Raw genomic sequence first — 14150 nt, 5'->3', positions numbered from 1 at the left:
ACCCGGTCCGGGTGCCAGCTGACCATCTTCCCTTGCACTCTGTCGGCGCCGCCCTAGGGTTGGCTTGCACACAAGGGGGAAAAAATGCGCGATCTTCACCTTCCCGGCCGCTCGGCGGTCTATGCCGGCAACGGCATGGCGGCTACATCGCACCCGATTGCAGCCCAGATCGCGATCGAGGTGCTGAAATCGGGCGGCAATGCAGCCGACGCGGCCATCGCAGCCGCCGTGGTCCTTGGGATCGCCGAGCCGCAGATGACCGGTATCGGAGGCGATTGTTTTGTGCTGCTGAAGCCCCCGGGATCCGAGGAGATCGTGGCGCTGAACGGCTCGGGCCGCGCACCCAAGGGACTGGATGCCGCCGCGCTGCGCGCCCGTGGCATGACCGCCATGTCGGTCCAGGCCATCGAAGCGGTCACTCTACCCGGTGCCATTGACGCCTTCTGCCGCCTGAACGCCGATTATGGCCTGAAATCGATGGCCGAGATCCTGGCCCCCGCCATCCACTATGCCGATGAAGGCATCCCGGTCGCGCCCCGCGTCGCCTTTGACTGGGCCGACGACCTGCCCTGTCTGAAGGGCGCCGCCCGCGACTTCTACACGCTGAACGGCCAAGCCCCGACTGTCGGTCAGATCTTCCGCGCCCCCGGCCAGGCCGAGGTGCTGCGTCGCATCGCCAAAGAAGGGCGCGCCGGTTTCTACGAAGGTGAGGTGGCCGAGGACATGATCGCCTCGCTGCAGGCCCTGGGCGGCACGCATACGCTGGACGATCTGGCGGCCACCGCCTGCGACTACACCACCCCGGTTGCCGGCCCTTACCAGGGGTTGGAACTGGTCGAGCACCCGCCGAACGGCCAGGGTGCGACGGCGATCCTGCTGCTCAACATCCTGAAACACTTTGATCTTGCCGCGATGGACCCTTTCGGCCCCCAGCGCGCCCATATCGAGGCTGAGGCGACAAAGCTTGCCTATGACGCCCGCAACCGGTTCATCGCCGACCCCGACCACACCACGCGGCTGGCCCACATGCTTAGCGCGGAAACCGCCGCCAAGCTGGCCGCGCTGATCGACCCCAAGCGCGCGATGCCGCAGGCGGCGCCCCTGACCGAGGCGGTTCACCGCGACACCATCTACATCACGGTCGTCGATCGCGACCGCATGGCCGTCTCGCTGATCTATTCGATCTTCTGGGGCTTTGGCTCGGGCCTGGCGTCGTCGAAGTTTGGCATCAACTTCCAGAACCGCGGTGCGGGCTTCACGCTTGCCCAGGGCCACCCGAACGAAGCTGCGGGCGGCAAGCGCCCGATGCACACGATCATCCCCGGCATGATCCGGCAGAACGGCCGCGTGACCATGCCGTTCGGCGTGATGGGCGGGGCCTATCAGCCCTGCGGCCACGCCCGTTTTGTCACCAACCTCAGCGACTATGGCATGGACCCGCAGTCCGCAATCGACGCCCCGCGCTGCTTCTCCAGCGCCGACGGGATGGAGGTTGAGCGTGGTTACAGCGACCAGGTTCGTGCTGAGTTGGCCGCGCTGGGCCACAAGGTCATCATCCCCGACACCCCGCTTGGGGGCGCCCAGGCGATTCGCATCGACGGCGACCTGCTGATCGGCGCCTCGGACCCCAGGAAGGACGGTTGCGCCCTTGGTTACTGAGATCGACCGCCCCGCGATCACCGCCGCGATCCGCGCCCTGACCCATGGCGAGACGGACACCGTCTCGCTGATGGCCACCCTCGCCTGCGAGATCCACCACGCCCATCCCTACTGCGACTGGACCGGCTTTTACCGCGTCGTCGCGCCCGAACTGCTGAAGATCGGCCCCTACCAGGGCGGCCACGGCTGCCTGGTGATCCCGTTCAGCCGCGGCGTCTGCGGCGCGGCCGCGCGCACCGGTCAGATCCAGAACGTCCCGGATGTCGAGGCCTTCCCCGGCCATATCGCCTGTTCCTCCAGCACCAAGTCCGAACTGGTCCTGCCTGTCTGGAACGGAAAGGGCGACCTTCTTGGTGTCCTCGACCTCGACAGCGACACCCCTGCCGCCTTCACCAAGGCGGATGAAGACTGGCTTGTCCCGCTTCTTGCCGAAGTATTCCGCGACGCAATCTGACGAATTCGATTCAAATTCTCCTTTCTCTTCGCCAAATATCCCACGGGGGGTCTGGGGGGTGTGAAACCCCCCAGGGCCGGCCCCGGGCGCAACGACAGGATCAGCAGATGACCAGCGTCACCCTCCTCGATGGCGGCATGGGCCAGGAACTTATCGCCCGCGCCGGCTCGGACCCTGGGTCGCTTTGGGCGACGCGGGTGATGCTGGACCATCCCGGCCTCGTCCAGGCGATCCACGCGGATTACTTCGCGGCCGGGGCCAGCCTTGCCACCACCAACACCTACAACATCCTGCACGATCGCCTGGTGCCGCAGGGCCTCGACCATCTTTACCACGCGCTTCACCTTCGCGCCCTGGCCGAGGCGCATGAGGCCCGCGCTGCGGCAGGCCGGGGACTGATCGCCGGCTCCATGGGCCCGCTGGGGGAAAGCTACCGCCCCGACCTGACCCCGCCGGTCGACGTCGCCGCCGCCCTCTACGCGGAAAAGGCCCGCCTCCTTGCCCCACATGTCGACCTGATCCTGATCGAGACGATCTCCTCGCTCGACCTCGCCCGCGGTGCGCTGAAAGGCGCGCGGACGACCGACCGGCCGGTCTGGTTGTCCCTCTCGGTCCAGGACCGCGACGGCACCAGGCTGCGGTCGGGCGAGCCGGTGGCGGCCCTGGCCGAAGTGCTGGCCGAGACGCCCGCCGATGCTGTCCTGGCCAACTGCTCGATGCCCGAGGCGATGGCCGCCGCCCTTGACCAGTTGAAACCGCTCGGCCTGCCCTACGGGGCCTATGCGAACGGCTTTTCCGAAATCACCCCGCATACCCACGGCACCAGCGCCCCGGCCTATGGCGCGCGTCACGACCTGACGCCGGAACGCTATGCCGATTTCGCGCTGGGCTGGGTTGCCCAGGGCGCCACCCTGATCGGCGGCTGTTGCGAGGTCGGCCCGGCCCATATCCGCCATCTGCACGACCGGCTGCTGGCCCAGGGATATACCGTTGCATAAACCCTCGCTGATCCCGGATTTCGCGTACGATCCGCCGGATGTGCCATTGTCGATCCTGCACGAGGATGCCGCGATCCTGGTGCTGGACAAGCCGGCCGGCCTTCTGACCGTGCCGGGCAAGCTGGAGAACCGGCAGGACTGCCTGATCACCCGGTTGCAGGCCGCGCGCTGGGATGCGCTGACGGTGCATCGGCTGGACTGCGACACCAGCGGAGTCATCATCTTTGCCCGCACCAAGCAGGCGCAGGGCTTCCTGGGGCAAGAGTTCGAGCACCGCCGCGCGCAAAAGACCTATATCGCCAGGCTGAAAGGCAGGTTGAGCGAGGACAGCGGAACCGTCGATCTGCCCCTGGGCAGCGACTGGGACTATCGCCCGCGTCAGAAAGTGGATCCGGTCCACGGCCGCCCGGCGGTCACCGACTGGCAAGTGATCGCGCGCACTGACAATGAAACCCGGGTCCGCCTTCGCCCGCATACCGGGCGCAGCCATCAGTTGCGGGTCCACATGCTGGCGCTGGGCCATCCGATTCTGGGCGACCAGATCTATGCGCCCGAGACGCTGGCCGACCATCCCCGCCTGATGCTGCATGCCGAGAGCCTGGCCCTGCACCATCCGCAAACCGGCGACTGGGTCAGCTTCACCGCCCCCGTGCCCTTCTGACGCAGGCGTAGGGTGGGCGATATCGCCCACCTTACCCCCGCCTTCAGATCCCCAGCGCGACTTTTCGACCCTCGTGGAAGGCATAGGCCGCAAGCCGCGGGGCCGCGCAATCTCCGATGCGATGCATGACCTTTCCCGGCAGCGACTCCGGCATCGGGTCGAAGGCCCGGTTCGTCGTCGCCATCACCAGGGCCGAGGCGGCAATCACCTCCTCCTGTCCGGTCAGGAAGGATCGCACCGTTACCCCATTCCCGTGCCAGCGCACCAGGCAATGCTCTGGCAGCATCCGCGCCCCCAGCGCGCCCAGCCGCCGCCGCACCGCTCCATCGGCAGCGGTCCGCGCCAGTTCCTTCCCGACAAAGGGCTCTGGCGTGACGATGGTCACCTTCCTGCCTTGCTCTGCCAGCGCCCAGGCCGTCCCGACCCCGCGCCAGTTGCCGCCTTCGTCATAGACCACCACCGCGTCGCCCAGCCGGGCCTCCCGCCGCAACACTGCTTCGGGCGACCAGACGCCCCCCGCCTCGATTCCCGGCAGCGTCGCCTCGCCCGGCACCCAGCGCTGGAACCCGCTCTCGTCCGGCAGCGACCCTGTTGCCACCACAACCACCGAAGCCGGTTGGTCCGCCACCTCGTCCGCGTCCAGGAAGGTGTTCAGCCGCAGAGTTACCCCCAACCGCCCGAACTGTCGCTCGTACCACTCCATCAGCTCCAGGATCTGCCCGCGCCGCGGCTGCATCCCGGCCAGCCGGAACTGCCCGCCCACCACGCCCGAGGCCTCGACGATCTCCACCCGATGCCCCCGCTCTGCCGCCACGCGCGCCGCCTCCAGCCCCGCAGGCCCGGCCCCCACCACCAGCACATCTTTCGCCACCGCCGCAGGCGTGAACCGATCCCCGCCCCATTCGAACTCTCGCCCCGCACTCGGGTTGATCAGGCAGGAAATCCAGTAATCGCGCGACCGCCGTCCCCAGCACATCTGGTTGCAGCTGATGCAGCCCCGCACGTCGGAAGCTCTCCCCTCCGCCACCTTGCGCGCCAGATGCGGGTCCGCGATCTGGCCGCGCACGATGCTGACCAGATCCGCCAGACCCGAGGCGATGATCGCCTCGCCATTCTCCGGCGTCCGGACCCCGGCTTCTGACGTCACGACGGCGTGCTGCAACACCCCCTTCAACTGCGCCGTCAAAGGCGTCGTCAGCTTCTCGCCATGCGTGAAAGGCGGGATGATCGCCTCGAACTCCAGATACGACCCAGCCCCGACGGTCACATAGTCGATATGCCCCGTCCGGTCATGCAGCTCCAGGATCTCGATCAACGCCTCGGCCCCCAAGGTCACCTCGTAGGCCTCGGAATAACTCACGGCCAACCCGACGATGAACTCCTCACCACAGGCCCGCCGCACCCGCTCGATCAACTCACGCGAGAACCGGGTCCGGCCGTCCAGCGACCCGCCCCACTGGTCGGCCCTATGGTTCGACCAGGGCGTCCAGAACTGGTCCAGCAGCGAGTGATAGGCCGCCCAGACCTCCACCCCCTGGAACCCCGCCGCCTTGGCCCGGACCGCCGCTGCGACATGGGCCTCCAGCAACTCCTGCACCTCCGCCCCGGTCATCGCATGCGACCCGTCCGAGTCATGGTAGGAAGGCCCGCCCGAGGGCGACCAGTGCGGTGCGAAACTCAGGTCGGAATCGCCATGCGCGCCGACGTGGTATAACTGCTGGATGATGACCGCGCCTGCGTCCTTCACCTCATCGGTAATGGCGCGAAAAGCCGGAATCACCGCGTCATCGGAATGCAGGAAGTTGCCGCGGGTCAGGACGCCGGTCCGATGCACCGGCACGGGTTCGGCCACCACCATCGCTGCGCCCCCAAGTGCGCGCTCCAGCAGATACTTGCCAAAGCGCGGCCCCGGCATCCCCTGGTCCGACATGTTCGCGGTATGGGCACCAAAGACGATGCGATTGCGCAGCGTGTGGTCGCGCAGTTGCAGGGGCGACATCAGGCGGGGATGCTGGGTCATGGCGGTCTCCATTCACCGCCATGCCACCAGTTCTCGACATATGTGTCAAGTTTTAGCGGATGGGGTCAGCCGGGCCAATTTTCTTCGAAGAAAATTGCAAATTCCTTCGAAGGAATTTGGCCCCGGCCGATCCGTCCAGCCCTATTCCGCGGCCACGTCCCAGCCCGAGATCGCCTTGACTTCCAGGAACTCCTCGATCCCCCAGATGCCACCCTCGCGCGCCCGACCGCTGGCCTTGACCCCGCCGAACGGCGCACCGGCGCCGCGCGACTTGCCGTTCATCTCGACCATCCCGGCCCGCAATTGCCGCGCCAGCCGGTTCCGCCGCGCACCGTCCTGCGACTGGACATAGTTGGTCAGACCATAGGGCGTGTCATTGGCGATCTTCACCGCCTCGGTTTCGGAATCGAAGGGGATCATGCACATGACCGGCCCGAAGATTTCCTCGCGCTCGATGGTCATGCCGGGCTTCACGTCGGCAAAGATCGTGGGCCGGACGTAATAGCCCTTGTTCATCCCCTCGGGCAGGCCCAGCCCCCCGGCCACCAGCCGCGCGCCTTCGTCGATGCCCTTCTGGATATAGCCCTGGATCTGCTCCCACTGGCGCTTGTTGACCACTGGTCCGATATGCGGCCCTGCCTCGCTGGCCGGCCCGACCTTGATCGCGTTCGCCACCTCGGCCGCGATTTCGACCGCCCGGTCATAGTAGGACCGTTCCACCAGCATCCGGCTGGGCGCGTTGCAGGACTGGCCCGAGTTGTTCATCATGTGGCGCACGCCGCGTTCGACCGCCCGGTCATCGGCATCGGCGAAGACCAGGTTCGCGCCCTTGCCCCCCAGTTCCAGCGTCACGCGCTTCAGCGTCTCGGCCGCTGCGGCGCTGATTGCCCGGCCGGCGCGGGTGCTGCCGGTAAAGCTGATCATCTCGACATCCGGGTGGCTGGACAGCCGCGTGCCGACGCCCGCGCCATCGCCGTTCACCAGGTTGAACACGCCCGCCGGCACGCCCGCGTCATGGCAGAATTCGGCGAAGAGCATGGACGACAGCGGCGACTCCTCTGACGGTTTCAGCACGCAGGTGCAGCCCGCCAGCAGCGCCGGGATCACCTTCAGCGTCACCTGGTTCATCGGCCAGTTCCACGGCGTGATCAGGCCCACGACGCCGATCGGCTCCAGCGCGATCCGGGTTTCGGGCGCATGGGGGCCCAGGGGGCGGATCCATTCGATGTGATCGAAGGCAGTCAGGAAGTTCTTCAGGTGCCAGGGCAGGCATTCCGCCTGGTCGTCCCGCGCCATGTCGATCGGCGCGCCCATTTCCAGGCTGATGGCATGGGCCATCTCTTCCTTGCGCAAGTAGTACTGCTCCAGGATCCGCTCGACCACCGCCCGACGCTCGGCCGGCGGGGTTGCGGCCCAGGCCGGGAAGGCCGCCTTCGCCGCCGCCACCGCCGCATCGGTATCGGCTGCGCTCCCCAGCGAGATCACCGCACAGGCCTCTTCGGTCGAGGGGTCGATCACCGGGCAATCCTTCGGTGCCAGCGGCGGAACCCAGGCCCCGTTGATATAGAACTCACGCTTGGTGATCATGGTCTGGCCCTCCATCGGGAAATTTGATCATATTCTGGCAGGATGAGGCCGCTGCGGCAAGGGGCGGCCGGCTTTGTGGCGTCAATCGGCCTCGGACGACAGCGGACGGACCATGGTGGTCGAGGAGGCGAAGCCGAACAGATGCGCCAACAGCCCCAGGCGTTGCGACCCTGCGGCGATGAAACCGTGGCGTTGGTACAATGCCCGGGCGCGCCAGTTGGTGTCGATCACATCCAGCCGGATCGCGGGATAGCCACGCCCCTTCGCCTCGTCACATAGCGCCGCCAGCAGCAGCGAGCCGATGCCCTGGCTGCGCAGCGACCGGGTGACCGAGATGCCGTCGATCAGAAAGCGGTCGTTGTCCACTTCGCGGTTCAGTGCCCACAGCAGCCAGCCGCGCCAGCGCCCGCCAAACGGGCCGTAGACGGCGGTCAGGTCGGCCCAGCTGCCGCCCGCAAAACTGCCGGCCGGGGTCTTGTAGCCCGCGATGCCGACCAGCCGGCCATCGCCATCCAGCGCGGCAAAGCACAGGTCGGTGCGGATGACCCGGGAGAAGAACGCCAGCGCCCGGTCCTCGGGCCCCATGACCCGACCCAGCTTGCCTCCGAACGCCTCCCAGTACAGCCGCGCCGCGTCGGGGCGCAGGTGGGCGTGCAACCCGTGAAAGATCGTCACGCCCATGTCAGCGCCTCGGCCAGCAGGGGGGCATGATTGGCGCCAAGGATCCAGCCCTCTTCCCGGGCGATATCGGGCGTCGAAAACAACGGCGCCAGCCGGTCCCGTTGTGCAAGTCGGTAGAGCGCCCGCGCCAGCAGCCGGACCTGCGCCTGATCGGCGGGCAGACCCTCGGCATTGGCCAGGATCGCCACCGGCCCGGCCAGAAGCGAGGGGTAGACCTCGGCCAGAACCACCGGCGCGTCGGGGGCATCAAAAGGCCAGACGGTGGTATCGGGGCGCTGCGCAAGTCGGTGGATCATCGGCAGGCCCAGAAGGCTTTGCGACCCGACCGAGCCCGGGTTGAACAGCATCCAGGGGCTTTTCGCCCCGCGCACCGCCGCTTCAGCCGCACGGGTTTCAGCAAGGCCAAGCGCGGCATAGTCGATGCCCTTGCGGCGATAGGGCAGGCCCGGCCAGCTTTGCCCGGTCGGGTGACTCCAGAACGGGCCGGGGCCTTCGGGAAAGGTAGCGTTGATCGCGGCGGCGACGGCAAAACGGTTGTTCCGGTTGTCCGGCGCGTCGGTGATCCGCTCCGCCAGCCAGGCCCAAAGCGCGCGGGTATCGCCGCCAGTCAGGCGCGCCGCAAATCCCGCCGGATAGCCCATCGCAAAGTCAAAGCCGACCAGCACCCGCAGCCCATCCGCCCGCGCGGTGTCCAGTAGCGTGACCAACTGCGCCTCGGCCGCCGCCCGCGTGCGGTGGTGCCACTCGGCCCCGCCCTCGGCGTCATGGCAGCCGATCCAGATGGCGTTGGCGCGGTTGGTCGGGCTGGTGGGCAGGTTCGCCGCCGACCAGTCGACCACGATCACCCGGTCAAACAAGCCCGACCTCGTGCAGGATGAAATTGGCCACCGCGCGGGTGTCGTTCAGGTCCAGGACCGGCACCGAAAGGTGCAGCGCCGCATCGGTCGCCACGGCGCGCACCAGGGCATCGCCGGTCTGAATCAGCGGATGGCCGGTCTCGGCGCGCCAGACCTCGACCTTGGGATGGGCGTCGCGCTTGTAGCCTTCGACCAGCACCAGATCGACCGGGGCCAGCCGCGCCAGGATCGCCGGCAGTTCCGGCTCGGGCCCCCGATGCTCGACCATCAGCGCGAAACGGTCGGCCGAGGCCAACACCACCTCGCGCGCGCCTGCGGCCCGGTGGCGGAAGGTATCCTTGCCGGGCTGGTCCAGGTCCACCGTGTGATGCACATGCTTGACCGTGGACACCGAGAACCCCCGCCCGGTGATATCGGCCACCAGCCGCTCCATCAGGCTGGTCTTGCCCGAGTTCTTCCAGCCGATGACGCCATAAAGCCTCATGCCGCACCTTTCAGCATTGCCTCGGCCTGGGCCAGGTCATCGGGGTTGTTCAGGTTCAAAAAGGCGCGTGGGTCGGGGAAAAGGGCGCGGACGGCGGCGTGCGCCTGGGTGAACCGGGTCACCTTCGCTTCGCCCGCCGCCAGGAACGCCTCCAGCGCAGGGGCCAGGCCCACGGGCCACAGCGCGGTCGCCGGATGGTCTCCGGTGGCATCTGCCGCAAAGGCTAACCCACCCGCGCCTTCGGCCGCCATCAGAAGCTGCGGTACCAAGTCGCCCGGCAGGAACGGCGTATCCACGGGGGTCGAGACAAGATGTGTCGCCCCCATCCCTTCCGCCGCCTGCAGCGCCGCCAGCACACCTGACAGCGGTCCCTGTGGCCGGGCATCCGGCACCACCTGGCACCCGAACCCCGCAAAGCGCGCCGGATCGCCATTGGCCGAGATCAGCACCGCCTCGACCTGCGGCTCCAGCCGGTCCAGCACATGCGCAATGAGCGGCCGCCCGCCCAGGGTCAGCAGCGCCTTGTCGGCGCGCCCCATGCGGCGACCTTCCCCTCCGGCCAGAATGACCCCGAAAATGCGCAAATGTCCGATCCCAGGTTTACAGGGCGGCAGCCTAGCCGGTCAGGCCACGGGCGCAAGCGGCGCGTCCGGGGCCCAAATTTCTTGAGCAAGAAATTTGTCAAAATCCTTCCGCAAGGATATTGGCCCCGGTCCGAGCCTAGCCCTCCAGCGGGTTACCGTTCGCCTGGACCAGCAGCACGCCGTGGTTGCTGTCGTCGTCGTCGTCGGTGATTTTCCGCGTGCTGACGCCCGGCAATTCGCCAAAGGCGTCGGACAGCTTCTTGGGATACCAGGTCGACGGCAGCTCTTCGAACCCCGGCACGCCGCGCAGGACGCTTGACGTCGCCTCGGTACACATCGCCTTCGGCACTGCGCCATAGTCCTTGACCCGGCGCATCACCAGCGCGGCGATCTCGGGCGAGACCTCGATCCGCTGCTCGATCACGTCATAGGTCTTGCGGGCGTGGTAATCGATGTAGAACGCCAGCGCCCTGTCGGTCATGCCGAAATGCACATCGTTGCGTTCCGGCAGCTTTGGATGGTGCCAGGTGCCCGCCGGATCGAAGATCAGCCGTTCCGACCCGTTCACCAGGATCGCCGAATGCGCGCCCGAGCCCGAGGACTTGTTCACCACCGTGTAAAGCGTGATGTGCGGCGGTTCGTCCGCAACGTGACGGGCGGCCTGCACCTGTTCCTCGGGGGCCCAGACAGGCTCGGCGCCGCAGGCGGCAAGGCCCAGCAGGGCAGCAAGGCAAAGGGCAAGGCGCAACATGGGACCCCCGGTTCCGGTCAGGCGTTGGTCAGGGCCAGGAACACCAGGATCGCGATCGAGATCACGACGACCCAGATCGACAGGCGGACGAAGCCGGCGAAGGTCTTTTCGTGTTCGCGGATATCCATGGTCCCGTGCTGGTGTTCTTGGTTGTGGTCGGCCATCGGTCCGGTTCCCTTGTTATGCGTCTTTCCTGCCCCATAGCCTATTCGGTCCGGCCTGTCACGGGGGCGGCGCGGGTGGTGGTGTCACACCGAGGCGTCACCGGAATCGCCGCCGGTCCATCCCGCATCCAGTTGAAAGCCGATGCGGCGCGGCGGGTCTTCGTCGCTTTCCTTGGGCACGGCGCGCAGGGTGACGGAAAGCTGGCTGACATGCTGGATCAACTGGGTTTTGGCCCCGCTTTCGTCGCTGCCGTAGAAGGTGACGATATCGGGGTCGTGGTAGCCGATCCCCTCAATCCGCAAGACGCCGGCCTCGTCCCCGGCAAAGCCCATGGCGATTTCCTGGGCCGAATCAAGCTGGCTTTCAAAGTGCCGGATATAGGCGATCAGCATGTCATGCGCCCGCCGCGCCGGGTTGCGGGGCTTTGCCGGCCGTTTCGCCGCCGCCTTGGTTGGCGCCTTTGTCATTCCATCCGCTCCCATGCCCAGGCCCCCGTCGGGGTCAGGGAACGGGAAACCAGCCCGCGCCGCAAGAGGCAGTTGAGGTGCGCAATCGCCTCGACCAGCGCCAGCGCAAACTCGGCCGGCCCGATCTCGCGCCGGAAGAGCGGCGGGAAACATTCGGCTGCGGTGCGGGGGGTGGAGAGGTGGTCGCGCAGGCGCAGCAGCGCGCTTTCATGGTTCTCGACCATCTGGACCAGCCGGAAGGGCAGGCCGGTGAATGGCAACTTGTGGCCGGGCAGCACCAGTTGATCGTCGCGGGCATGGGCGCCAAGCGCGCGGCAACTGTCCAGCCAGTCGGTCAGCGGATCGGCCTCGGGCTCGGTCGGATAGACGCCGATATTGGCCGAGATGCCCGGCAAAAGCTGGTCGCCGCCCAGCACGATCCCGTCGTCCGACCACAGCGTCGCGTGTTCCGGCGCATGGCCGTGGCCGATCCGCACCGTCCAGTCGCGGCCCCCGGCGCGCAGGCGCGTGCCCTCGATCAGCCGGGTGAAGCCAAGCGGCAGCGGCTCGACGATATCGGCAAAGTTGAACGGTCGTTCCTGGGCACGCTTGGCCAGATCGGCCTCGGACAGACCCGCGCGCCGCAGGAAGGCAAGGCCCTCGGCCGTCGGGCGCTCCTGCACGTCCAGCGTCAGCATCCGGGCGTAAAGCCAGGCGGTGCGGGTGGCCAGAAGTTCCGCCCCACGGGACTGGAACCAGCCGGCCAGCCCGACATGGTCGGGGTGGTGGTGGGTCAGGATCACGCGGCGCACCGGCTTGCCCTGCAAGGGACCCGAGAGCAGCACCTCCCAGATCGCCTTGGATCGTTTCGACGACAGCCCGGCATCGACGATGGACCAGCCGTCGCCATCGTCCAGCGCATAGATGTTCACATGGTCCAACGCCATCGGCAGGGGCAGGCGCAGCCACAGGATGCCTTCGGCCACCTGGATCGCCGCGCCTTCGGCGGGCGGGACCGCGAATGGATGCCTTATGCCGTCTTTCAAGCGGCCAGATCCTCGGGGCGCAAGGCATACAGCCCCTCGGCCCCCTCGCGCACCTGGGCCAGCAGGGCGGCATGTTCCGGCAGGATGCGGCGCAGCATCACCCGGGCCAGGGTCACGCGGTCGGGATCGGCCAGCGCAGCCTTCAGATGGGCATGGCCGCCCAGGACGCGCGCAAAGGCGCGCAGATAGGGCACGGCCCCGGCGAAACGGTCGTTCAAAGGCTGGGCCACCAGCGCCTCAGTCGCCTCGCGCAGCGCCTCGGCCGCTTGCCACAGATCGCCCGCAAGGTCGGCGAACTGGCCGCGCGCCGCTTCGGCCCCGCGCTGGACCTCGTCGATCAGGCGGAAGGCGGCTTCGCCCCCGTCCTGCATCTTGCGGCCAACAAGGTCCATTGCCTGGATGCCGTTCGTCCCTTCGTAGATCGGAGTGATCCGCACATCGCGCGCGAATTGCGCCGCGCCGGTTTCCTCGATGAACCCCATCCCGCCGTGAATCTGCACGCCCAGATGCGCGACCTCGCAGCCGATATCGGTGCCGTGCGCCTTGGCGATGGGGGTCAGGAAGGCCGCGCGGGCCTGCCAGTCGGCGCTGCCGGTGGCGCTGGCCATGTCGATCGCCACCGCGCAGGCCAGCGCGATCGAGCGCGCCGCAAAGACCTCGGCCCGCATCACGGCCAGCATCCGGCGCACATCGGCGTGGTCCAGGATCGGCCCATCCTTGGCCAAGGGGGTCGCGCCCTGGTGACGGTCGGCGGCATAGGCCAGCGCCTGTTGCAACGCCGCCTCGGCCAGACCAACGCCCTGCGCCCCGACCGAGAGACGCGCGTTGTTCATCATCGTGAACATCGCCGCCATGCCCTTGTTCTCCTCGCCCACCAGCCAACCCTTGGCTCCGTCATACTGCATCACGCAGGTCGGGCTGCCGTGGATGCCCAGCTTGTGCTCCAGGCTGACGACCCGCAGGCTGTTGCGGTCGCCCAGGCGGCCCTCGGCATCGGGGATGAACTTCGGCACCATGAACAGGCTGATCCCCCGCGTCCCCTCGGGCGCGCCAGGAAGGCGTGCCAGCACCAGATGGCAGACGTTCGCGACCAGATCGCTGTCGCCCCAGGTGATATAGATCTTCTGCCCGCTGATCGCATAGGTCCCGTCGCCCAGGGGTTCCGCCTTGGTCCGCAGCGCGCCCACATCCGACCCGGCTTGCGGTTCGGTCAGGTTCATCGTCCCCGACCATTCGCCCGAGGTCAGCTTCGGCAGATACAGTGCCTTGATCGCATCGCTGGCGTGATGCTCCAGCGCCTCGATCTGGCCCTTGGTCAGCACGGGCTTCAACTGCAACGCCAGGCAGGCGCCGGCAAACATGTCGTCCACCGCCAGCGCCAGGCTGATCGGCAGGCCCATCCCACCATGCTCCGGCCGCGCGGCGATCCCTACCCAGCCGCCTTCAGCCATCGCCCGATAGCCTTCGGCGAAACCGGGAGAGGACAGGACCGCCCCGTTCTCCAGCCGCGCCGGATGCTTGTCGCCCGCCCGGTTCAAGGGTGCCAGCACGTCGGTCGCGATCCGTCCGGCCTCGGTCAGGATCGCGGTCGCCATCTCGCCCGAGGCCTCGGCAAAGCGCGGGGTCGCTGTGACCTGGGCAAAATCGACCACATGGTCCAGGATAAAGCGAAGATCCCTGACCGGGGCGCGATAGGGCATGACGGCTCCTCCGACGGCTTGGCAAGACGGGGGGCCTGCCGTAAGGACGACCCCAGC

The 14150-nt window shown here is 67.6% G+C and carries 15 protein-coding genes; 4 read left to right on the top strand and 11 right to left on the bottom strand.

What is annotated here, in order from left to right; translation table 11 throughout:
- Positions 1 to 84 precede the first annotated feature (84 nt).
- The 4 genes from CXR42_RS09520 to CXR42_RS09505 all read left to right on the top strand — a co-directional run bounded on the left by CXR42_RS09520 (position 85) and on the right by CXR42_RS09505 (position 3772).
- Positions 85 to 1659, top strand: coding sequence for a gamma-glutamyltransferase family protein (locus tag CXR42_RS09520; RefSeq protein ID WP_103257308.1), 1575 nt, complete (start codon positions 85 to 87; stop codon positions 1657 to 1659).
- Positions 1649 to 2113 carry a GAF domain-containing protein gene (locus CXR42_RS09515; protein ID WP_245875402.1) on the top strand — a complete coding sequence of 155 codons (465 nt, stop codon included), beginning with the start codon at positions 1649 to 1651 and terminating at the stop codon, positions 2111 to 2113. The genes CXR42_RS09520 and CXR42_RS09515 overlap by 11 nt, the downstream gene beginning before the upstream one ends.
- A gap of 107 nt (positions 2114 to 2220) precedes the next feature.
- Positions 2221 to 3111, top strand: a complete 891-nt coding sequence (locus CXR42_RS09510; RefSeq protein WP_103257307.1) for a homocysteine S-methyltransferase family protein — start codon at positions 2221 to 2223, stop codon at positions 3109 to 3111.
- Entirely contained in the window at positions 3104 to 3772 is a 669-nt protein-coding gene (locus CXR42_RS09505) for an RluA family pseudouridine synthase (protein ID WP_245875401.1), read from the top strand. Before CXR42_RS09510 ends, CXR42_RS09505 begins: the two co-directional genes overlap by 8 nt.
- Before the next feature lie 43 nt (positions 3773 to 3815).
- Here CXR42_RS09505 and CXR42_RS09500 read toward each other — a convergent pair whose 3' ends face one another.
- From CXR42_RS09500 to CXR42_RS09450, 11 genes are all read right to left on the bottom strand, one after another.
- Positions 3816 to 5792, bottom strand: coding sequence for an oxidoreductase (locus tag CXR42_RS09500; RefSeq protein ID WP_103257732.1), 1977 nt, complete (start codon positions 5790 to 5792; stop codon positions 3816 to 3818).
- Positions 5793 to 5933: 141 nt separating this feature from the next.
- Positions 5934 to 7379 (bottom strand): aldehyde dehydrogenase family protein, encoded by a 1446-nt coding sequence (locus tag CXR42_RS09495; RefSeq protein WP_103257731.1) that lies wholly within the window; start codon positions 7377 to 7379, stop codon positions 5934 to 5936.
- A gap of 81 nt (positions 7380 to 7460) precedes the next feature.
- Positions 7461 to 8060: a GNAT family N-acetyltransferase gene (locus CXR42_RS09490; RefSeq protein WP_103257306.1), complete on the bottom strand. Its 600-nt coding sequence runs from the start codon at positions 8058 to 8060 to the stop codon at positions 7461 to 7463.
- Entirely contained in the window at positions 8051 to 8917 is an 867-nt protein-coding gene (locus tag CXR42_RS09485) for a molybdopterin guanine dinucleotide synthesis (protein ID WP_103257305.1), read from the bottom strand. Before CXR42_RS09485 ends, CXR42_RS09490 begins: the two co-directional genes overlap by 10 nt.
- Positions 8910 to 9401 carry a molybdopterin-guanine dinucleotide biosynthesis protein B gene (gene mobB / locus CXR42_RS09480; RefSeq protein WP_103257304.1) on the bottom strand — a complete coding sequence of 164 codons (492 nt, stop codon included), beginning with the start codon at positions 9399 to 9401 and terminating at the stop codon, positions 8910 to 8912. The genes CXR42_RS09485 and mobB overlap by 8 nt, the downstream gene beginning before the upstream one ends.
- The gene (gene mobA, locus CXR42_RS09475) at positions 9398 to 9985 is read right to left on the bottom strand and encodes a molybdenum cofactor guanylyltransferase MobA (RefSeq protein WP_103257303.1); all 588 of its coding nucleotides are present in this window, start codon (positions 9983 to 9985) and stop codon (positions 9398 to 9400) included. The genes mobB and mobA overlap by 4 nt, the downstream gene beginning before the upstream one ends.
- A 136-nt stretch (positions 9986 to 10121) precedes the next feature.
- Complete coding sequence (locus CXR42_RS09470; protein ID WP_103257302.1) at positions 10122 to 10736, bottom strand: hypothetical protein; 615 nt, start codon at positions 10734 to 10736, stop codon at positions 10122 to 10124.
- A 17-nt stretch (positions 10737 to 10753) separates the two neighbouring features.
- Positions 10754 to 10900 carry an aa3-type cytochrome c oxidase subunit IV gene (locus CXR42_RS09465; RefSeq protein ID WP_103257301.1) on the bottom strand — a complete coding sequence of 49 codons (147 nt, stop codon included), beginning with the start codon at positions 10898 to 10900 and terminating at the stop codon, positions 10754 to 10756.
- Positions 10901 to 10984: 84 nt separating this feature from the next.
- Entirely contained in the window at positions 10985 to 11368 is a 384-nt protein-coding gene (locus tag CXR42_RS09460) for a DUF6173 family protein (protein WP_103257300.1), read from the bottom strand.
- Positions 11365 to 12393 (bottom strand): MBL fold metallo-hydrolase, encoded by a 1029-nt coding sequence (locus CXR42_RS09455; RefSeq protein ID WP_103257299.1) that lies wholly within the window; start codon positions 12391 to 12393, stop codon positions 11365 to 11367. Before CXR42_RS09455 ends, CXR42_RS09460 begins: the two co-directional genes overlap by 4 nt.
- Complete coding sequence (locus CXR42_RS09450; protein ID WP_103257298.1) at positions 12390 to 14093, bottom strand: acyl-CoA dehydrogenase; 1704 nt, start codon at positions 14091 to 14093, stop codon at positions 12390 to 12392. Before CXR42_RS09450 ends, CXR42_RS09455 begins: the two co-directional genes overlap by 4 nt.
- Between the last annotated feature and the right edge of the window lie 57 nt (positions 14094 to 14150).

Origin of the sequence: Tabrizicola aquatica (assembly GCF_002900975.1) — a bacterium.
Taxonomy (GTDB): Bacteria; Pseudomonadota; Alphaproteobacteria; order Rhodobacterales; family Rhodobacteraceae; genus Tabrizicola; species Tabrizicola aquatica.
The sequence above is the reverse complement of the archived record's forward strand: the minus strand, read 5'-3'. Positions and strand labels throughout refer to the sequence as shown.

What these genes read in the sequence shown, in the direction of transcription:
- CXR42_RS09520 (WP_103257308.1), top strand. Translation starts at nt 85, where the DNA reads ATGCGCGATCTTCACCTTCCCGGCCGCTCGGCGGTCTATGCCGGCAAC.
- CXR42_RS09510 (WP_103257307.1), top strand. Translation starts at nt 2,221, where the DNA reads ATGACCAGCGTCACCCTCCTCGATGGCGGCATGGGCCAGGAACTTATC.
- CXR42_RS09500 (WP_103257732.1), bottom strand. Translation starts at nt 5,792, where the DNA reads ATGACCCAGCATCCCCGCCTGATGTCGCCCCTGCAACTGCGCGACCAC.
- CXR42_RS09495 (WP_103257731.1), bottom strand. Translation starts at nt 7,379, where the DNA reads ATGATCACCAAGCGTGAGTTCTATATCAACGGGGCCTGGGTTCCGCCG.
- CXR42_RS09490 (WP_103257306.1), bottom strand. Translation starts at nt 8,060, where the DNA reads ATGGGCGTGACGATCTTTCACGGGTTGCACGCCCACCTGCGCCCCGAC.
- mobB (WP_103257304.1), bottom strand. Translation starts at nt 9,401, where the DNA reads ATGAGGCTTTATGGCGTCATCGGCTGGAAGAACTCGGGCAAGACCAGC.
- CXR42_RS09470 (WP_103257302.1), bottom strand. Translation starts at nt 10,736, where the DNA reads ATGTTGCGCCTTGCCCTTTGCCTTGCTGCCCTGCTGGGCCTTGCCGCC.
- CXR42_RS09465 (WP_103257301.1), bottom strand. Translation starts at nt 10,900, where the DNA reads ATGGCCGACCACAACCAAGAACACCAGCACGGGACCATGGATATCCGC.
- CXR42_RS09460 (WP_103257300.1), bottom strand. Translation starts at nt 11,368, where the DNA reads ATGACAAAGGCGCCAACCAAGGCGGCGGCGAAACGGCCGGCAAAGCCC.
- CXR42_RS09450 (WP_103257298.1), bottom strand. Translation starts at nt 14,093, where the DNA reads ATGCCCTATCGCGCCCCGGTCAGGGATCTTCGCTTTATCCTGGACCAT.